Below are 18632 nucleotides of genomic sequence, written 5' to 3' on the forward strand. Positions count from 1 at the left end.
AAATGAGTATCGAAGACAGAGACCTCGTGGCGCTGTTCGAGGGCCTGGATACGCCGGGCGTGTCGGACGCGATGGACCGGCTCGGACTTCCGGGCCAGTGCCTGGGCATCGCGCCCCTGGCCAACTATGCCAAAACCGTCGTTGGTCCCGCCTTCACGGTTCGCTACGTTCCAGCCAGCAATCCTCCCGGGACGGCCGGCGACTTTATTGACGACGTGGCCGAGGGCGACTTCGTCGTCATCGACAACAGCGGCCGGACGGACTGCACGGTGTGGGGCGACATCATGACCCAGGTCGCCGGCACGCATAAGTTCGCGGGCACCGCCATCGACGGCGTGTGCAGGGACGTGATGAAAGCGATTTCCGACGGCTACCCCATGTTCACCCGGGGGCGCTACATGCGCACCGGAAAAGACCGGGTTGAATTCCTGGAGGCGAATGCCCCGGTTTCCATCGGCGGCGCCAGGGTCAGGCCCCGCGACATCGTGGTGGCCGACGCGAACGGCGTGGTCGTGGTGCCGCGGGAGAGAGCCAGGGAAGTCGCCGAGGCAGCCCAGAAGATTGAAGGCGTTGAGCGCCAGATCAGGGAGGAAATTTCCAAAGGCAAGACGCTGAAAGAAGCCCGGGCGGCTTTGGGGTACCACACCCTGCAAAGGAAGGCCTGATGAACTCCAAGCTGTTTGCAACAGCCGGTGAACTCGGCTCCTCGACGCTTTTCGAGGCCTCGGGCTTGAGATGCTCGCTGGACCGGAATATCCGTGCTATCCGTCCCGGCGTGGTACTGGTGGGTGAGGCCTATCCGCTGTCGTGCGCGCCGGGCGACAACCTGGCCATCCACATTGCCCTGGAAAAAGCGCCCGCGGACAGCGTCCTGGTCGTCGACGCCAGTGGTTTTGTCGCCGGCTATTGGGGAGAGGTGCTGACCGTTGCCGCCCAGGCCAGGGGCATCGCCGGCCTGGTCATGGACGGGGGCGTGCGCGATATCGCGGCCATGAACCGGCGGAACTTTCCGGTGTTCACGAGAGGGATTTCAGTGCAGGGGACGGCCAAGGCAAGGTTCAATTCCGTTGGCGACCCCATCCAGATATCGGACTGCGGTATTTCCCGGGGGGACTTGGTGGTCGCCGACGATGATGGCGTGGTGGTGATTCCCCGGGCGCACATCGAACGCATCATCAGCGCCGCAAAGGAGCGCGCCGGCAAAGAGGCCCTGATGATGGAAAAGCTCGGCGCAGGCGCCACGACCCTCGAACTTCTTGGCTTGCAGAAATGGCGCTAGAAATTGCCCTGGCTGATAGCGGCGCGCTCAGCGCACGGCTGGCGGCCGTCCAGCCGTCCGCGACCTACGGGATGCTTGCGCGGGCCGCCGCGCTGAAAAAGTCCGGCCGCGATGTGATCTCCCTGAGCGCGGGAGAGCCGGATTTCGACACGCCTGCCAACATCCGGGACGCCGCCATCGCGGCCATCAACGCGGGCCACACACGCTATCCGCCGGTTGCGGGGATAGCACCTCTACGTGCGGCCATCGTTTCGAAGTTCGAGCGCGAAAACGGCTTGCGCTACGGCGTCAACGAAACCATGGTGTCGAGCGGTGGGAAACAGGTCATCTTCAACGCCCTGATGGCAACGCTCGATCCGGGCGACGAGGTGGCCATTCCGGCGCCTTACTGGGTGAGCTACCCCGAGATCGCGCTGCTCTGCGGCGGCCGGCCGGTGATCGTCCCCACCCGAATGGAGAACGGCTTCAAGCTGGCGGAGAAAGATTTACGTGCCGCGCTCACACCCCGGACCAAATGGCTGATCCTCAACTCCCCCTCGAATCCCTCGGGCGCGGTCTACAGCCGGCAGGACCTGCAGGTGATCGTGGACGTGTTGCGGGACTACCCCAAGGTGCTGATCATGTCCGATGACATCTATGAGCACCTTGTCTTTGACAAGCAACCCTTCCATACCATCGCCCAGCTCGGGGAAGACATCCAACGCCGGACCTTGATCGTCAACGGCGTCTCAAAAGCTTACGCGATGACCGGCTGGCGGATTGGCTATGGCGCCGGGCCTGAGTGGCTTCTGGGCGCAATGGAAAAGATTCAGGGGCAACAGACCTCCGGCGCCAGCTCGGTCTCGCAGTACGCGGCCCTCGAGGCGCTCAACGGGCCGCAGGACTTCATTGCGCTTGCCAGGAAGTCCTACGAGCGAAGAAGGGACCTCGTCGTTTCGATGCTCAACGCGGTCCCTGGACTCAGCTGCATCAAGCCGGAAGGCGCGTTCTACGCCTACCCCTCCTGCGAAGGGTTGATCGGCAAGAAGACGCCGGATGGCGCGCACATCGCGGATGACGAAACCTTCGCCAATCAGCTCCTCCTGCAAACCGGTGTCGCGGCAGTTCACGGCAGCGCCTTTGGCCTGGGCCCACATATCCGCGTCGCCTTCGCGGCGGATGACCAACTGCTGGTGGAAGCCTGCAATCGCATCAAGCACTTTTGTTCGTCCCTCACCTAGTTTTTACCTGCAACCTGGCGCTCTTATGAAACGACTCAAACCAACGGCATTGCTGGTCGCCGCGGCGATGTTTGCCATGCCTGCCCTTGCGCAGGTCAGCACGCTGGAGAAGATGCGAACCACCGGCAAGCTGACGATGGGGGTGAGGGACGGCTCCGTCCCGCTGTCCTACACGCTTGGCGATGGAAAGTACGTGGGATTTCACATTGATATCTGCCAGCAGATCATCAATGCCGCCAGGCGAAAACTCAATCTGGGCATGGTTGAGGTCGGCTACCAGCTGGTCTCCTCCCAAAATCGCATTCCGCTTGTGCAGAACGGCACGGTCGATCTGGAATGCGGCTCCACAACCAACAACGCGGCACGGCAGAAAGACGTCGCATTCGCCGTGACAACCTACATCGAAGAGGTTCGAATGGCTGTCAGGGCTGATTCGGGGATCACCTCCATAAGCCAGCTCAACGGAAAAACAGTCGTCACGACGACGGGTACAACCTCGGTGCAGCACCTGCGAAAACACAAGAGGGCTGCAGGCCTGGACTTCAAGGAAATTCAGGGAAAGGACCACCAGGACAGTTTCCTGCTTCTGGAGACCGGCCGGGCCGATGCCTACGTCATCGATGGCGCCATGCTGGCAAGCCTGATCGCCACATCCAAGACACCCAGGAACTTCGCGGTCGTGGGAGAAGTCCTGAATGTGGAGCCCATCGCCATCATGATGCGAAAAGACGATAAGGAACTCAAAAAGATAGCGGATGAAACCATCCGGTCCATGGCCGCGTCGGGCGTCCTGCGCGACCTGTGGACAAAGTGGTACCTCAAGCCCATTCCGCCAAAAGGCGTGGCTATCGGCCTGCAAACGCCTGAGTCGATCAAAGCGGCATGGGCCAAACCCAATGACAGGCCGATGGAAGACTACCAGGCCGCGCCGGCAGCCGCGAAACCCTAGTTGGCTGTAGAAATCATTTCTTGGCGCCCGCCTTACGCGTGCGGGCCGATGAGCCTACTCCGGCTTGACGTTGCCGGCACGCACCACCTCGCGCCAGCGCGGAATCTCGCGGGCGATCAATTCGGCGAAAGCCTGGGGTGTCGCCTGCACCGGCTCTGCGCCCTCGCCGGCCAGTTGCTGGGCCACCTCGGGCAGGGCCAAAATTTTGTTGATCGCGAGGTTGAGCCGGGTCACCAGCTCCGCCGGTGTGCCGGCCGGCGCGACCACGCCATACCACTGGTCGGCCTCGAAGCCCGGGTAGCCGCTCTCGGCCACGGTGGGCACGTCGGGAAAGGCCGCCATGCGCCGGCTGCTGGACACGGCCAGCGCGCGCAGGCGCCCGCTCTTGACGTGCGGCATTACCGCGGGGCCGCCGGTGAAGGTGGCGTCGACCTGGCCCGAGATCAGGTCGGTCACCGAAGGCGCGGTGCCGCGATACGGGATGTGCGACATGAAAATCTTCGCGCGCAGCTTCAGGTATTCAAACGCGATGTGCGCCGCGCTGCCATTGCCACCCGACGAGTAGGTCAGGAGGCCGGGTTTGGCCTTCGCCTGTGCGACCAGGTCTTTCAGTGAGCGTATGCCGGAGTTGGCATTCACCACCAGCACATTGGGAACCCGCGCCACCCAGGCCACAGGCGCGAAGCTTTTGACAGGGTCGTAAGGCAGCTTGGGGTACAGCGAGGCATTCACCGCCAGCGTGCCGATGTGCCCCATCAGCAGGGTGCTGCCGTCCGCCTCGGCGCGCGCCACGCTGTCGGCGCCCAGCGAGCCGCCGGCTCCGGGTTTGTTCTCCACAATGTAGGGCTGTCCCATGACCGTGCCCAGCCGGGTGGCGATGACACGCGCCAGGATGTCGGTGCTACCGCCCGGCGTGAAGGGCACGACCAGGCGCACGGGCTTGGCGCTGCCCTGGGCGCGCGGCAGTGAGGCGGGCAGGACGCAGGCCAGCAGGGCCGGCATCAACAGGGTTCGGCGTTGCATGGTTCAGGCTTTCGGGGCGGGTGTTGCCGTGTCCCAGCTTTGGGGCGCGGCATCCTTGCCCGCGACGGAATACAGCGCGCCGGGCGCGTTGCGGGTTTTCTGAAAATCTTCCAGCGACTGGCCGCGCATGGCGGCGTAGATATGCAGGTTGGACACGCCGGTCACCGCGCCCAGCTTTTCCAGCAGGAAGAAGATCACGCCGTAATGGATCAGCGCGCGCCAGTCGCGACGACGCAGCAGGTCGCGCTCCTCTTCGCTGAGCTGCGCTTCGGCAAAGGCCGCCTCTTCATCGGCCAGGAAGCGCGCGCGGTGTTCAGGCCGCGTCATGCCGTGCAAAAACCGGTTGAGCCGGTAGGCCTTGACGCTGCGCTCCAGCGTGAAGGGGTAGGTGCCCGCCAGCTTCTCAAGACCGGCGGATTGCTCGGCCATGTGCCTGCGGTGCCGCAGCACTTCGCCGGCGACCGGCGGCGAGGCCTGGTTTTCATAGATCGCCGTCGCGATGCCCGTCATCGAGGGCAGGTAGTAGGTCTGGTGCACTTTTCGCACATTGGCCGACAGCGCGCCGCGCATCACCAGCCACATGATGACCTCGGTGCTTTCCATGCCGCCCAGCGTGGCCAGCTCGGCCTGGGTCATTTCGCTGATGCGCACCGGGTCGTTTTCCATCAGGTCCAGGAACTGCGCGTCCCAGGCAGTGTTGTTGAAGCCCGCGCGTTCGCCATGCACCTGGTGTGAGACGCCGCCGGTCGCGACGATGGCCACGGAAATGTCCTCGGGGTAGCTCTCGATCGCGCGGCGCAGCGCCTGCCCGAGCTTGTAGCAGCGCCGCGCCGAGGGCGAAGGCGACTGCAGCACGCCGACCTGCAGCGGAATGATGGGCAGCGACCAGGCCGGCGCGTGCGCGCACAGCACCGACAGCGGCGAGAACACGCCGTGGTCCAGCGCCTTGTCCTGGAAGAAGGACATGTCGAATTCGTCGGCCACCAGCGATTCGCCGATGTGGCGCGCCAGCGCCGGATGGCCCGCAACCGGCGGCAGGTCGCGCGCGCCGCCGCCTTCGTCGGCCACCGCGTACTGCTCGCCCACGCCCAGGGTGAAGGCCGAGTAATGGTCGAAGAAGAAGGACGTGACGTGGTCGTTGTAAATAAAAAACAAGACGTCGGGCTTGCGTTCCTCCAGCCACTGGCGTACCGGCGTGAAGGCTTCGAAGATGGGCGCCCAGACCGGGTCGCCCTGCTTGTTTTTGTCGACCGCGAAGCCAATGGTGGGGGTGTGCGAGCAGGCGATGCCGCCAATGATTCTGGCCATGGTGTCTGTTTACTTTTTGGGATTGGAAGGGGCGACTGCCGCAAGGATTTCATCGGCGCGCACGCGCCAGCTGTCCGCCGATGGCCCAAACACGCCTTGCCGCGCGAGCGCCGCCGTCCAGGCCTGGCGCTGCGACGCGGCGGCGGCCATGCTGCCGCCTATGCCCGCGTCGGCCATGGTCGCGGCCGACTCGACCATTTCCTCGGAGCGCCGCTGGCCGTGCTGAATGACGCGCTCGAAAAAGTAGCTGCCTTGCCGCTCCCAGTCCAGGCCCGGCATGGTTTCCTTCAGCGAGGCCAGCACCTCGTCCTCGACGCCATAGGCCCGCGCGGCGGTAAAACTTTCCACCGCGATGGCTTCCAGCCCCTTGATGACCACGCTGCGGCACATCTTGATGGCCGAGGCCGTGCCCAGTTCGGTGGATGCGGCCTTGGCGTCCAGCCCCCAGTCGCGGAGCACCGGTGCCAGAGCTTGCGCGTGCGGGCCGCCCAGCAGCATGGGCACACGCAGGCCGTAGGGTGGTACCGAACTCATCACCGCCGCCTCGAGGTAGCGGCCGCCGGCGGCTTCAATCGCTGCCGCGCCATCGCGCTTGGTCTGCGGCGAGGCCGAGTTCAGGTCGATAAAGACCGTTCCGGGTTTGATCAGCGCCGCAGCCTCGCGGGCCACGGCCAAAGTCTGGCTGGCCGTGACCGCCGAGAACACCAGGTCGCAGCACGCGAGCAGGTCGGCGAGGCTGGCGCAGCGCTGTATGCCCGCCTCGGTGCCAGACCCGCTATCGTTGAACAGCCGGTCCCAGGCGCTGACGGCCTTGGCGCCTTTGGCCTGCAGTGCGGCCGCAAAAATCTTGCCGACCTCGCCGTAGCCGATCAGGCCGACCGAGGTGGCGGGGAGTGAATAGGTATGCATGGCAAAACTCAGTCGAGCGAGGCCTTGGCCTTTTTGATCACGTCGGCAAAACGCAGCGACTCGGCCTGGACAAACTGGCCGAACAGCTCGCGCGTGGCGACGGGAAAGGGCTCGTACCCAAAGGCGGTGAACTTGTCCTTGAAGTCGGGTTCGGCCAGGGCTTTTTCGACGTCGCGGCGAATTTTGTCGGTGACTGCGGCAGGCAGGCCTTTGGGCGCCGCCAGCGTGGTCCAGCCAATGACCTCGAAGCCGGCCGGGCCGCCCGATTCGCCCACCGTCGGCACGTTGGGATAAGCGGGGTGCCGCTTCGCACCGGCCACGGCCAGGTAGCGCAGCTTGCCCGCGCGCTCCAGGGCGCCGGCACTGCCTATGGTGCCCAGCGCGAAGCTCAGCTCGCCGGTCGCAACGCCGGTGTAGAGTTGCGAGGTTTCCTTGTAGATGATGTGCGTCATCTGGGTTCCCGTCACCGACTCGAACAGCGCCGAGCCCAGGTGCACCGGGTTGCCCACCGACCAGGATCCATAGTTGAGCTGGCCGGGCCGGCTTTTGGCGTCGGCGATGATCTCGCCGACCGACTTGTACTTGCTGTCGGTGGCGACGGTGAAGAAGAAATTGTTCTTGAACAGCGGCTGGATCTGCTCAAAATCCTTGACGGGGTCGTAAGGCAGTTTCTTGAACAGGTGTGGGTAGGCCGACAGGTGCACGTTGTCGAGCTGGATCAGGTCGTGGCCGTCGCTGGCGCCGCGCTTGAAGGCGTCGATCGCGATAAAGCCATTGCCGCCGGGCCGGTTTTCCACCGTGACCGGCTTGCCCCAGCTGCGGCTGAGCTTGTCGGCCAGCAGGCGCAGCACGCCCTCGGGGCCGCTGCCGACCGGGAAGGGCGTGATGATGCGCACTGCTTTGGTCGGGAAGTCTTGTGCCTGGGCCGGCGTGCCCAGCAGGCCCAGGGCTGCGATGCCTGCCAGGCCGGCAATGCCGAACTGGGCCGTGCGTTGAAAAATAGCGTTCATGTTTGTCTCCTTGTTGTATTGAAAAACGCGTGTCCCCGCCGGGTTCGGACGTCAGTCGATATAGCGCAGCCCGGCCTTGGCCAGCGGCTCGCGCATGGCATACATATCCAGGCCCAGCACGCCGGCGGCCAGCTTGGCGCGCTTGGTGGTTTCGTTGGCCTCGCGCGCTTCGGCGGCATCGGCCACCTGCTGCGCCTGGGCGGCGGGCACCACGACCACGCCGTCGAGGTCGGCAATCACCACGTCGCCCGGGTTCACCATCGCGCCCGCGCATACCACCGGCACGTTCACCGAGCCCAGCGTGGCCTTGATCGTCCCCTTGGCGTGGATGGCGCGGCTGAACACCGGAAAGTCCATGGCGGTCAGGTCCTTGATGTCGCGCACGCCGCCGTCAATGACCAGGCCCTTGCAGCCGCGTGCCCGGAAGGAAGTCGCCAGCAGGTCGCCGAAGAAGCCGTCGGTGCTGTCGGCGGTGCAGGCCGCCACCACCACGTCGCCCGGCTGTATCTGCTCAGCCGCGACGTGCATCATCCAGTTGTCGCCCGGCTGCAGCAGCACCGTGACGGCGGTGCCGCACAGCTGGGCGCCGGTGTAGATAGGGCGTATGTTCGGTTTCATCAGCCCCAGCCGGCCCATAGCCTCATGCACGGTGGCGACGCCGAAGCGCGAGAGTTTTTGCACGGCTGCCGCATCGGCGCGGACGATGTTGCGGCGTACCACGCCGAGTTCCTGTATGCCCATGGTCAAAGTCCTTTGGCTTTCAGTGCGGCGTCCAGCCGCGGGTAGACGCGCCGCGCATTGCCTTCGTAGACCTTGTGGCGGTCCTCGGCGCTGAGCAGCGGCGCGGCTTCGATATAACGCTGCGTGTCATCAAAGGCGAAGCCGGTTTCCGGGTCTATGCCGCGCACGGCACCAATCATTTCGCTGGCGAACAGGATGTTGTCGACAGGAATCACCTTGGTCAGCAGGTCTATGCCGGGCTGGTGGTAGACGCAGGTGTCGAAGWAGATGTTGYTCAGCAARTGSTCTTYCAGCAGCGGCTTCTTSAGYTCYTGCGCCAGGCCRCGGAAMCGSCCCCAGTGGTAGGGCACGGCGCCGCCGCCATGCGGAATCACAAAGCGCAGCTCGGGAAAGTCGGTGAACAGGTCAGAGGTCAGGCACTGCATGAAGGCCGTGGTGTCGGCGTTCAGGTAGTGCGCGCCCGTGGTGTGGAAGCAGGCATTGCAGCTGGTGCTGACGTGCACCATGGCCGGGATGTCGTACTCCACCATTTTTTCGTAGAGCGGGTACCAGTAGCGGTCGGACAGCGGCGGCGAGGTCCAGTGCCCGCCCGAAGGGTCCGGGTTCAGGTTGATGCCGACAAAGCCGTAGTCTTTGACGCAGCGTTCCAGCTCGGGAATGCAGCTGCGGATATCCACGCCCGGCGACTGCGGCAGCATGGCCGCGCCTATGAAGTTGTCCGGGAACAGTTGCGCCACGCGGTGGCACAGCTCGTTGCAGATCGCGGCCCAGGTCGCGCTGGTGTTGAAGTCGCCGATGTGGTGGGCCATGAAGCTGGCGCGCGGCGAAAAAATCGTCAGGTCGCTGCCGCGCTCGTGCATCTTGCGCAGCTGGTTCTGCTCAATCGATTCGCGCAGCTCGTCGTCGCTGATCTTCAACTCGGCTGGCGAGGGCGTCTGCGCCGGGTCTTTGAGGCCGGCGATCTGGCGGTTGCGCCAGTCTTCCAGGGCTTTGGGGGCGGTCGTGTAATGGCCGTGGCAATCGATGATCACGCTGGGGCTTCCTGTGGAGTGGTGGTAAATGCTTGCCAGCCTGTCTTGGCAAGGCTGCGGATCGGCATGGCTTGATTGTGGTCAGCCGGTGGCTGGCGCGGCTTGATTTCGGCTTGCTATGCGTTCTTGTTTATTTATCGATGGCGTAGGGTCGGTGGGGCTGCTTGTTCTTGCGTCCAGCAGCGTGATCGCCGAAGATAGGCTTTGTGCCTCGCAAAAAACTTATCGACCCGACCATGGAGCAGCCGACCCCGGCGGCCTGGAGCATCAACCTGCGGCATCTGCAGGCCTTCTCCGGCGTGGCGGCCGCCGGCAGCGTGACCCAGGCCGCCGAGGCACTGTTTCGTGTGGCCTCGGCGGTCACGCGCGCGGTGGCCGAACTCGAAGCCAGGCTGGGCACGCCGCTGTTCGAGCGCAAGGCGCGCGGCATGCTGCTCAATGCTTTTGGCCAGGCCGTGCTGCCGCGGGCCCAGCGCGTCGAGCAGGAGTTTGCGGCCGCCTGCGCCGAGCTGGCGGGGCTGGCCCCGGCGGGTGGCGGCGCGGTCGATGCGCGCGCCTTGTTGGCGGCCATGTTCAGCGGCCAGCGGCTCGCGGTGTTCGCCAGCCTGGCCGAGCTGCACAACATGCCGGCGGTGGCGCGCGCCTTCGGCATCACCCAGCCGGCGATCAGCGCGCTGGTGCGCGAGCTCGAAGGCCGCTTCGGGCTGGCGCTGTTTGTGCGCTCCGCCAAAGGTGTCACGCCGACGCGGGCCGGCCTGGTGCTGGCCTTTCGCTTCAAGCGCGCCCTGTCCGAGCTGCGCAGCATGGATTCAGACCTGGCCGCCATTCGCGGCGTGGTGCAGGGCCAGGTGGTGGTCGGCGCGCTGCCGCTGGGGCGCACGCTCATCGTCCCCTCGGCGATTGCCGCGCTGGTGGCGCAGCACCCGCAGCTCCACGTCAGCACCGTCGAAAGCCCTTACGAGGCGCTGGCGGCCTCGCTGCGCAGCGGCGACATCGATTTCATCCTGGGCGCGCTCAGGCCCGCACAGGACACGCCGGAATTCGTGCAGGAGGCCTTGTTCGACGACCGCATCTCATTGATCGTGCGCGCCGGCCACCCGCTGGCGCGCGCGCGGCGCATCGGCTTCGAGGCCCTGCGGCGCACGCAGTGGGTGCTGTCGCGCCCAGGCTCGCCGTCGCGTGAATTGTTCGAGCGTTCCTTCCGAGAATCGGCCCAGCCATCCCCCGTGCCGGCGGTTGAAACCGGCGACCTCGCCATCCTGCGCGGCCTGCTGCTGCAAAGCGACATGGTCACGGCGATCTCGGCGCACCAGCTGCATTACGAGATCGAGGCCGGCTCGCTGGTCGTGCTCGACTTCCCGCTGGCCAAGACCCAGCGCCAGATCGGCGTGACGCAGCGCGCCGGCGCGCTGGCCTCGCCAGGGGCGCGGGCGCTGATTGCGGAGATTCGCAAGGTGGTGGCGCGAGAGCTGCCGGGAGCTGGCTGAGGATCGAGTCCCAACCGAAGTGAGAGCAAAAAAAAGGGCGTGAACACAAAGTCCACGCCCCAAGACGCTTAGTTCTGCAACAACGCGGCAAGCTGTGCCGCGGGGAGCAGGTCATAGTGAGCCAGCTGCATCGAATATTGCGCACGGCCCGAAGACAACGCACGCAGGCCTCCGATGTAGCCAAACATCTCCTTCAGTGGCACATGCGCCTCAATCACGGCCGCATTGCCCCGGGGACCTTGCCCGCGGACCACACCGCGCCGGCGATTCAGGTCGCCAATGCAGTCGCCCAGGTAGTCCACCGGCGTGATGACCTCAACGGCCATGACCGGCTCCAGGACCTGTGGCCCCGCTTTCGCAAAGCCCTCCCGGAAAGCCGCCATCGCGGCCAACTCGAAAGCAACCGTCGACGAGTCTCTTTCATGGAAGCTGCCATCCAGCAGCGCGACTGAAAAGTCGACACAGGGATAGCCCGCCACCACACCCGTAAGCGCGGCACGCCGGATACCGGCCTCCACCGCGGGAATGAATTCCCGCGGCACAGCGCCGCCTACAACGCGGCTTTCGAAACGTATGCCTTCGCCTCGGTTCTGAGGCGTCAGCAGGAGTTTGACCTCGGCGAACTGGCCGGGCCCTCCGCTTTGCTTCTTGTGAACATGGTTCACCTCCACATCTCGTGAAATTGTTTCCCGGTAGGCAACCTGTGGCTGGCCAACCGACACTTCGACACCATATTTGGCCCGCAGCTTCTCGATAGAAACCTCGAGCTGCAGCTCTCCCATGCCGGAGAGGACTGTTTGCCCGGACTCCGCGTCATGCCGGAGCTTCAGGCTCGGGTCCTCCCTCAACATCGCCTGCAGTGCCTTGGAGAGGCCTTGCTGGTCGCCGCTGGTCCTGGGCTCTATTGCCACGTGGATCACCGGCTCCGGAACGCTGATGTCTTCCAGATGAACCGGATGAGACGGATCACACAGGGTGTGGCCCGTCAGCGTGTCCTTGAGACCCACAACCGCGGCAATATCTCCCGCTACCAGTTCCTCGCGTTCAATGAGGTCGTCCGCATGCACCTCATAGAGCCGCGTCACGCGTTCGGTCTTGCCGGTCGTCGCGTTGAGCACGACGTCGCCACGGCCGAGCCTGCCGCTGTACACGCGCACGAAGACCTTGGCCCCATGGTCGTCCGTGGTGACCTTGAACGCCAGCGCGGTGAGCGGATCGCCGGCGGAAGCCGGTTTCCCGTCTTCGCGAACCATGTCGTCCGGCGCGGGCAGGTAGTCCACAACCGCGTCCAGCAGAGGCTCCACACCACGGTTCTTGAATGCCGAGCCGGCGAGCGCAGGCACAAACGCTCCGGCCAGCACACCTTTGCGTATGCAGCGGCGCAGCACGGCGAGTTCGATCTCCTCGCCGTTGACGTAGGTCTGCAGCGCGGCTTCCTCCTGCTCCGCCGCGAGTTCAACCAGGCGGGCGCGTGCACGAACCGCGAGATCCAGCAGGTCGGCGGGAATCTCCGCTTCGCGGAAGGACTCGCTCGCATCGTCCTTGTCCCAGAACAGTGCGCGCATCGCCAGCAGATCGACCACGCCGCGGAAGTCGCCTTCCGCGCCGATCGGCAGTTGCAGCGGAACGACCGTCACACCCAGGCGATCTTTCATCATGGCCACGACGCGCTGGAAATCCGAACCGACGCGGTCAAGCTTGTTGATGAAGGCGATCCGGGGCACGCGGTATTTGTCCGCAAGGCGCCAGTTGGTCTCGGTTTGCGGCTCTACGCCGGCGACGCCGTCGAAGACGACGACGGCTCCGTCGAGAACGCGCAAGGACCTGTTCACCTCGATGTTGAAGTCGATGTGTCCGGGCGTGTCTATGACATTGATTTGCGCGCCTTTCCAGTGAACCGTGATGGCCGCACTGTTGATGGTGATGCCGCGCTTGCGTTCCTGGAGGTCGAAGTCCATGCGCGTGGTGCCGTGATCCACGTCGCCGATGCGATGGCTTTCACCTGTGTAGAACAGGATGCGTTCGGTGGTCGTGGTCTTGCCCGCGTCGACGTGGGCGATGATGCCGATGTTGCGGAGCTTGTGGGTTTTTGCAGTCATGGTGAATCTTTCTTGCGGCCGCACTCGGCTTTGCGAGCGGCTGCCGCCTGGTTGGCAAAGGCCAGCCCAGGCGGGATTCGCCTGGATGCTAGCGTTGAAGGTTGAAATTGCGGCCGGAGCCCAGGCGCACGGTGCTTGCGCTCCGGCGGTCGGGAATCGTGGCAATCAGCTTGTCGTAGGTACGCATGGTTAAAGCCCAAAAAAAACAAAACCCCGGAGGGAAAAGCCTGCCGGGGTTTAGTTGTCCGGAAGGCACAAGCCTTCCGAAACGCGATCGAAAGGCGAAGTCAGGTGGCGAAAGTTGCCTTGATCACGTTGGTGAGATTCATAAGAGGTCGGATTATTACTGTCATTAATGGGAATGGCAAGACGAAAAAAGAGTGCATGGGCAACTCCGCAACACCCGGCGAAGAAGGAGCAAGCTTCCGGCGATGCCGTGCCTGCACCCCAGAACCGGTTCAAGCCGTGGGATAGAAAGCAAGCTTTCCTGAAGGCGCGCAGGCCTGGCCGGTTTCAGGTCTCGAGTGCCGCCGCCATGCGGTGCGGCATGAGGCGTTCGCGTGGCGCTTCGCCGCCCCACAGGCTCAGCATCAGGTCCACGATGACCGGCCCGAAATCCTGATGCGGAATTTCGACCGAGGTGAGCCACGGGGCGAGCCAGGCATTGATCGGGTTGCCGTCGATGCCGACCAGTTCACAATCGCCGGGCACCCGGATCCCGCTCTCGCGGGCCACGCGGTGCAGCCCATAGGCGACCTGGTCGCTGATGCACATCGCGCCACGCGGCCAGGCACCGGGCGCCGCGAACTGGGCCCCAGCGGCGTAGCCGATTTCCAGGTGCGAGATGCCCGGGGCCTCCACCCGGCGGATCCGGTCGGCTGACAAGCCTCTGGCACCGGCCCGCTCGCAGAAGCCCTGCACGCGTTCCCGGGTCGTGGACGATCCGCGCGACGGAAATACCACGGCCGGCGCGTCGATGCCGCGGTCGAGCAGGTAGTCTGCGGCGGCGGCGCCGGCCGCCAGGTTGTCCGGCCCTACGAAGGAACATGTGCCGAACGGGCTGCGCCGGCTCACGAAGACCATAGGCGCACCGCGCTCCACGAAGTCGCGCAGGCCGGCACTGGGCTGAGCCGCGACCATCACGTAGCCCTGCACGACCTGCGAACGCATGGCGTTGAGGTAGTCGTCCTGCAGCTCCGGCCGGTCATGCGTGTCGCACAGGATCATCGTGTAGCCGGCCTCGCGCAGCGCGGCCTCGGTGGAGGCGGCCAGCGTGGCCATCACCGGGTTGTCGAGGTTGGCGGCCAGCATCGCGACCAGGCGGCTCTCGCGGTTGCGTAGCGCGCGCCCCAGCTGGTTCGGGTGGTAGCCCACGGTCTTGATCGCCTCGCGCACGCGCGCCAGCGTTTCCGGCGAAGCCCGCCGGGTCTCGCCGTTCACGATGCGCGAGACGGTGGAGATTGAGACGCCGGCCTGCACGGCGACTTCGCTCAGCGAAACCGGGCCGACGCCCTTGCGCCTGCGCGGGGTGTCGTCGGTCATCGGTGCTGGCGGCAGGCCTGCCGGGTCTGGACGCCGCAGCGAATGTCGGGTTGGCGCGAAGGCCGGTAGTGCGGAGGGCCAGGCGGGAGTCCGGCGAGTGGAAAGCGAAGCATCGATGGGTCGTATTTTGGGAAAACAAGGGGCGACGGCGGATCGGTGCGTGCCAAAACAACATATAACCGAGAAAGCCGCGACTGACAAGTATGGCAAACGATTGCCAAGCATTGGCAAACGTTTGCCATAATAGCCAAAACCGCCAACGATCGCAACACAACGGCACAGGACGACATGGTTTTCACCTCCAGCAGCACGCACAGCGACGGCAAGCCCCTGCCGATGCTCCTGCTCGATCCGTCTCCGCGGGACACTGCGGGACGTTTGCCGCTCGCTCGAGTTGATCGCGGCGATCTACAGCGCCGCGGCCACCCGTCCCGGCCATGGGGCTGGGCTTCCCTTGCGCCGGCCGCCGACGCGCATTCATGAAGCCGACGACCGATCGGCCCCACCTTCCTTTTTTCCAGAAAGAGACAACCATGAACTTCCAGCTTCGTTCCCTCGCCAGGCACGCCACGCGCGCCGGCCTCCTGGGCGCCGCCGTCGCCACGCTGGCCACCAGCGCCTTCGCCGACATCCGGGTCATGTGTTACCAGGACGGCAATGAGTGCGATGTCACGGCCGACCTCATCAAGCGTTACGAAGCCCAGAACGCCGGCGCCAAGGTGATCCTGGACGTGGTGCCCTACAAGACGGTGGTCGAGCAGCTGCCGGTCCAGCTCGCGGCCGGCCAGGGCCCCGACATCGCGCGTGTCGCCGAAATCGGCGGCCTGTCGAAGAACTACATCGACATCAGCGCCCATGTGAAGGACCGCAAGTACTGGGAAGACAACTTCGGCAGCACCTTGCCCTGGATGCGCAACAAGGCGGGCGACAAGGGCATTTACGGTTTCCTGTCGCAGATGACCATGACCGGCCCCTTCGTCAACAAGACCTTGTTCGAGCAGGCCAAGGTGCCCATGCCAGGCCCCAAGGCCACCTGGGAAGAGTGGGCCGACGCGGCGCGCAAGGTGGCCAAGGCCACGCAGACCCCGGCAGCCATGGCCTGGGACCGTTCGGGCCACCGCTTCGCGGGTCCTGCCGTCAGCTACGGCGCGAAGATTTTCGACGCCAAGGGAAATCTCACGGTTGACGCCGGCTACAAGGCCGCCGTGGGCAAGTTCGTCGCCTGGCACAAGGACGGCACCATGCTGAAAGACGTCTGGGGCGGCTCGGGCGGCTCCAGCTATGCCGATGCGGTGGGCGAGTTCAAGAACGGCCGTGTGGTGATGATCCTGTCGGGCTCCTGGCAGATCAACCGCATGCAAAAAGAGATCGGCAACGCCTTCGACTGGGTCGCCGTGCCGAATCCTTGCGGCCCTGCCGCCTGCTCGGGCATGCCCGGCGGCGCGGCCTGGGTGGCGCTGAAAACCACCAAGTCCCCGAAGGAAGTGGGCCGCTTCCTGGACTTCATGGCGCAGGAGGCCAACGTCGCCGAATTCGCGTCCCGCACCAACAACATCCCGGCCCATGCCGGCGTGGCCAAAAAAGGCGTGGACTACCCGAGCGCCGGCCCGGCGGCGCGCGCCGCGCTGGGCGTGTTCACCAGCGGCACCTCCACTATCGCGCCGCCGGCCTACGCGTTGCAAGGCTACAAGTACAACCGCGCCCTGATGCTGCCGACCGTGACCCGGGTCACCCAGGCCATCGTGGGGGAAATCAGCGTGGACGAGGCCGTGACCAAGATCGGCACCGACATGGCCGAGGCAGTAAAACAAGCCGAGAAGTAGGCACACCCCCGTGGCGCGCACTGCGTGCGCGCCTCCCCCCTTGCAGGGGGCGACATCTGCGGCCTGGCAAAGCCAGTTCCGCGCTGTCCCTGGTGTAAGACTGGGGCGCAGGCGGTGTTTTGACAGTAGATCGGAGTCGGTATGTCGGTTTTTTCGGCCTTCCTGGGCTTTTTGTTCAACCTGTTCGAGCCGGTCTTCCGGCTGGGCCAGAAATGGCTGGGCGCCTCGCGCATAGGCTGGCTCTTTGTCGGGCCCAACCTGGTGGTGATCAGCCTCTTCACCTTTTTGCCCATCGTGGTGAACCTGGTGTATGCGGTGACCGGCGGGGTGAACCTGCTGCCCACGCAGCGGCCGTTCACGGGGCTGGAGAACTTCKCCATCCTGCTTGAATGCCGCGACTACACCGACCTGCAGACCTGCCGCACCGACATCTTCTGGCGCTCTATCGCCAACACGGTGAAGTTCAGCCTGATCCAGGTGGCCTTGATGGTGTTCTTCTCGCTGGTCACGGCCCTGGTGCTGAACCGCAAGATCATCGGCCGCGGTTTCTGGCGCGGCGTGTTCTTCTACCCGGTGCTGCTGTCGCCGGTGGTGGTGGCGCTGATCTGGAAATGGCTGCTGCAAAGCCAGGGGGTGTTCAATGCCGCGCTGGTGTCCATGGGCGCCTCGCCGATGGACTGGCTGCTGGACCGGCATTGGGCTTTTTTCTGGGTGGTGGTGGTGTCGATCTGGGCTCACATGGGCTTTTACACGCTGATCCTGCTGGCCGGCCTGCAGGCCATTCCCAAGGACGTCTACGAAGCCGCCGAGATGGATGCCGCGCCGCCGTGGCGCGTGCTCAGGCGCATCACGCTGCCGCTGCTCATGCCCAACCTGATCGTGGTGCTGGTGCTGGTGATGATCCGCGCGGTGCAGAGCTTTGACGAGGTGTTTGTGCTCACCGGCGGCGGGCCGGGCTCGGCCACCACCTTCATCGTGCAGTACATCTACCAGACCGGTTTCGCCGAGCAGATCCACCTCTACGGCCTGGCCGCCGCGGCCTCGCTGATCCTGGCCGCCGGGCTGATGGCCCTGACGCTCGCGCAACTGCGGCTGTCCAAAGCCGGCGAGGCCGAAAAAATCAAAAAGTAAGGAAAAAGCGATGGCCAATTTCTTTACCCGTACCCAGGGTCACAAGCACGGCGGCACCCGCCTGCATTGGACCGACTGGGTCTCTTACGCCTACCTGCTGGCCGGCCTCATCGTGATGTTCGGGCCGGTGCTGTGGCTCGTGATGTCGTCCTTCAAGACGGAAAGCGCGCTCAGCCAGTTCCCGCCGACCTTCCTGCCCTACAGCCAGAAGGAAGCGGTGGTGGCCGGCTACGACAAGCCCCTGCCGCTGTTCCGTGCCAAGGACGAGCAGGGCAACATCCGCGAACTGGCCCAGGTGCGCCGCATCGGCCTGGTCGCCACCATGGTCGACCCCGCCGCGCCGCAGACCGAGATACGCGTCAACATCAACGACCGCAAGCCGGTGAATGAACTCAAGTTCGCCGGCGGCAACTACACCGAGCTGTTCGGCAAGTTCGCCTTCGGCACCTACCTGTGGAACAGCGTGTTCATCACCGTGGTGGCCACCATCCTCACGTTGCTGTTCAACTCGATGGCGGCCTTCGCGCTGTCCAAGTACCAGTTCACCGGGCAAAAGACGGTGTTCGTGCTGATCATCGCCACGCTGATGATCCCGCCCACCATCATCCTGGTGCCGGCCTTCCTGGTGATCTCTGAACTGAATCTCTTGAACAACCTCTGGGGCGTGATCCTGCCCGCGGTGGCCACGCCGACGGGCGTGTTCCTGCTGCGCCAGTACATGCTGACCATTCCCGACGAACTGCTGGAGGCCGCGCGCATGGACAACGCCAGCGAGTGGCGCATCTACTGGAAGATCATCCTGCCGCTGGCCGCGCCGGCCATGGCGGTGCTGGCCATCTTCTCGTTCATGTGGCGCTGGAACGATTTCCTCTGGCCGCTGATCGTGCTGTCCAAGTCGGAGCACTTCACCCTGCAGCTGGCGCTCAATGCCTTCCAGGGAGAACTCAACACGCAATGGCACTACCTGCTGGCGATGACCGTGATCACCCTGATTCCGATCACCCTGGTCTTCGCCTTCCTGCAGAAATACATCGCGACCGGTATTGCCAGCGCCGGCGTCAAATAAACCAAGGACTCTCC

General features: G+C 64.7%; 16 protein-coding genes. 8 read left to right on the plus strand and 8 right to left on the minus strand.

Going from position 1 to position 18632, the window contains the following annotated elements:
* The first annotated feature begins 2 nt into the window (after positions 1–2).
* Genes AC1D1Y_RS01385 through AC1D1Y_RS01400 form a run of 4 tightly spaced genes read left to right on the plus strand, consistent with a single transcriptional unit; the run spans position 3 to position 3448 of the window.
* On the plus strand, positions 3–665 hold the full coding sequence (locus AC1D1Y_RS01385; RefSeq protein WP_477680769.1) for an RraA family protein: 663 nt from the start codon (positions 3–5) through the stop codon (positions 663–665).
* The gene (locus tag AC1D1Y_RS01390; RefSeq protein ID WP_477680770.1) at positions 665–1279 is read left to right on the plus strand and encodes an RraA family protein; all 615 of its coding nucleotides are present in this window, start codon (positions 665–667) and stop codon (positions 1277–1279) included. The genes AC1D1Y_RS01385 and AC1D1Y_RS01390 overlap by 1 nt, the downstream gene beginning before the upstream one ends.
* Positions 1270–2499 carry a pyridoxal phosphate-dependent aminotransferase gene (locus AC1D1Y_RS01395; protein WP_477680771.1) on the plus strand — a complete coding sequence of 410 codons (1230 nt, stop codon included), beginning with the start codon at positions 1270–1272 and terminating at the stop codon, positions 2497–2499. The genes AC1D1Y_RS01390 and AC1D1Y_RS01395 overlap by 10 nt, the downstream gene beginning before the upstream one ends.
* A gap of 25 nt (positions 2500–2524) precedes the next feature.
* Positions 2525–3448 (plus strand): amino acid ABC transporter substrate-binding protein, encoded by a 924-nt coding sequence (locus AC1D1Y_RS01400; RefSeq protein WP_477680772.1) that lies wholly within the window; start codon positions 2525–2527, stop codon positions 3446–3448.
* Positions 3449–3502: 54 nt separating this feature from the next.
* Here AC1D1Y_RS01400 and AC1D1Y_RS01405 read toward each other — a convergent pair whose 3' ends face one another.
* Genes AC1D1Y_RS01405 through AC1D1Y_RS01430 form a run of 6 tightly spaced genes read right to left on the minus strand, consistent with a single transcriptional unit; the run spans position 3503 to position 9470 of the window.
* Positions 3503–4471: a Bug family tripartite tricarboxylate transporter substrate binding protein gene (locus tag AC1D1Y_RS01405; RefSeq protein WP_477680773.1), complete on the minus strand. Its 969-nt coding sequence runs from the start codon at positions 4469–4471 to the stop codon at positions 3503–3505.
* Between the two features lie 3 nt (positions 4472–4474).
* Positions 4475–5779, minus strand: coding sequence for a gallate dioxygenase (locus tag AC1D1Y_RS01410; protein WP_477680774.1), 1305 nt, complete (start codon positions 5777–5779; stop codon positions 4475–4477).
* Positions 5780–5788: 9 nt separating this feature from the next.
* Positions 5789–6688 carry an NAD(P)-dependent oxidoreductase gene (locus AC1D1Y_RS01415; protein WP_477680775.1) on the minus strand — a complete coding sequence of 300 codons (900 nt, stop codon included), beginning with the start codon at positions 6686–6688 and terminating at the stop codon, positions 5789–5791.
* Between the two features lie 8 nt (positions 6689–6696).
* Entirely contained in the window at positions 6697–7698 is a 1002-nt protein-coding gene (locus AC1D1Y_RS01420) for a Bug family tripartite tricarboxylate transporter substrate binding protein (RefSeq protein ID WP_477680776.1), read from the minus strand.
* A 51-nt stretch (positions 7699–7749) separates the two neighbouring features.
* Positions 7750–8439: a 4-carboxy-4-hydroxy-2-oxoadipate aldolase/oxaloacetate decarboxylase gene (ligK, locus tag AC1D1Y_RS01425; protein WP_477680777.1), complete on the minus strand. Its 690-nt coding sequence runs from the start codon at positions 8437–8439 to the stop codon at positions 7750–7752.
* 2 nt (positions 8440–8441) lie between these two features.
* On the minus strand, positions 8442–9470 hold the full coding sequence (locus tag AC1D1Y_RS01430) for an amidohydrolase family protein (RefSeq protein WP_477680778.1): 1029 nt from the start codon (positions 9468–9470) through the stop codon (positions 8442–8444).
* A gap of 206 nt (positions 9471–9676) precedes the next feature.
* On the opposite strand from AC1D1Y_RS01430, the gene AC1D1Y_RS01435 reads away from it, so the two are divergent.
* Positions 9677–10957 carry a LysR family transcriptional regulator gene (locus tag AC1D1Y_RS01435; protein WP_477680779.1) on the plus strand — a complete coding sequence of 427 codons (1281 nt, stop codon included), beginning with the start codon at positions 9677–9679 and terminating at the stop codon, positions 10955–10957.
* 68 nt (positions 10958–11025) lie between these two features.
* On the opposite strand, the gene fusA is transcribed toward AC1D1Y_RS01435, so the two are convergent.
* Together fusA and AC1D1Y_RS01445 are read right to left on the minus strand one after the other, a co-directional pair.
* Positions 11026–13056, minus strand: a complete 2031-nt coding sequence (fusA, locus tag AC1D1Y_RS01440; protein WP_477680780.1) for an elongation factor G — start codon at positions 13054–13056, stop codon at positions 11026–11028.
* 513 nt (positions 13057–13569) lie between these two features.
* Entirely contained in the window at positions 13570–14808 is a 1239-nt protein-coding gene (locus tag AC1D1Y_RS01445) for a LacI family DNA-binding transcriptional regulator (protein WP_477680781.1), read from the minus strand.
* 323 nt (positions 14809–15131) lie between these two features.
* On the opposite strand from AC1D1Y_RS01445, the gene AC1D1Y_RS01450 reads away from it, so the two are divergent.
* The 3 genes from AC1D1Y_RS01450 (at position 15132) to AC1D1Y_RS01460 (ending at position 18618) form a co-directional block, all read left to right on the plus strand.
* Positions 15132–16421: an ABC transporter substrate-binding protein gene (locus tag AC1D1Y_RS01450; RefSeq protein WP_477680782.1), complete on the plus strand. Its 1290-nt coding sequence runs from the start codon at positions 15132–15134 to the stop codon at positions 16419–16421.
* Positions 16422–16562: 141 nt separating this feature from the next.
* Positions 16563–17552, plus strand: coding sequence for a carbohydrate ABC transporter permease (locus tag AC1D1Y_RS01455; protein WP_477680783.1), 990 nt, complete (start codon positions 16563–16565; stop codon positions 17550–17552).
* A 10-nt stretch (positions 17553–17562) separates the two neighbouring features.
* Positions 17563–18618, plus strand: a complete 1056-nt coding sequence (locus AC1D1Y_RS01460; RefSeq protein WP_477680784.1) for a carbohydrate ABC transporter permease — start codon at positions 17563–17565, stop codon at positions 18616–18618.
* Positions 18619–18632: the final 14 nt, after the last annotated feature.

Source organism: Polaromonas sp. P1_G1, assembly GCF_056405595.1.

Coding starts and splice junctions, on each gene's coding strand:
- AC1D1Y_RS01385 (WP_477680769.1), top strand. CDS start 3: ATGAGTATCGAAGACAGAGACCTCGTGGCGCTGTTCGAGGGCCTGGAT.
- AC1D1Y_RS01390 (WP_477680770.1), top strand. CDS start 665: ATGAACTCCAAGCTGTTTGCAACAGCCGGTGAACTCGGCTCCTCGACG.
- AC1D1Y_RS01395 (WP_477680771.1), top strand. CDS start 1,270: ATGGCGCTAGAAATTGCCCTGGCTGATAGCGGCGCGCTCAGCGCACGG.
- AC1D1Y_RS01400 (WP_477680772.1), top strand. CDS start 2,525: ATGAAACGACTCAAACCAACGGCATTGCTGGTCGCCGCGGCGATGTTT.
- AC1D1Y_RS01405 (WP_477680773.1), bottom strand. CDS start 4,471: ATGCAACGCCGAACCCTGTTGATGCCGGCCCTGCTGGCCTGCGTCCTG.
- AC1D1Y_RS01410 (WP_477680774.1), bottom strand. CDS start 5,779: ATGGCCAGAATCATTGGCGGCATCGCCTGCTCGCACACCCCCACCATT.
- AC1D1Y_RS01415 (WP_477680775.1), bottom strand. CDS start 6,688: ATGCATACCTATTCACTCCCCGCCACCTCGGTCGGCCTGATCGGCTAC.
- AC1D1Y_RS01420 (WP_477680776.1), bottom strand. CDS start 7,698: ATGAACGCTATTTTTCAACGCACGGCCCAGTTCGGCATTGCCGGCCTG.
- ligK (WP_477680777.1), bottom strand. CDS start 8,439: ATGGGCATACAGGAACTCGGCGTGGTACGCCGCAACATCGTCCGCGCC.
- fusA (WP_477680780.1), bottom strand. CDS start 13,056: ATGACTGCAAAAACCCACAAGCTCCGCAACATCGGCATCATCGCCCAC.
- AC1D1Y_RS01450 (WP_477680782.1), top strand. CDS start 15,132: ATGAACTTCCAGCTTCGTTCCCTCGCCAGGCACGCCACGCGCGCCGGC.
- AC1D1Y_RS01460 (WP_477680784.1), top strand. CDS start 17,563: ATGGCCAATTTCTTTACCCGTACCCAGGGTCACAAGCACGGCGGCACC.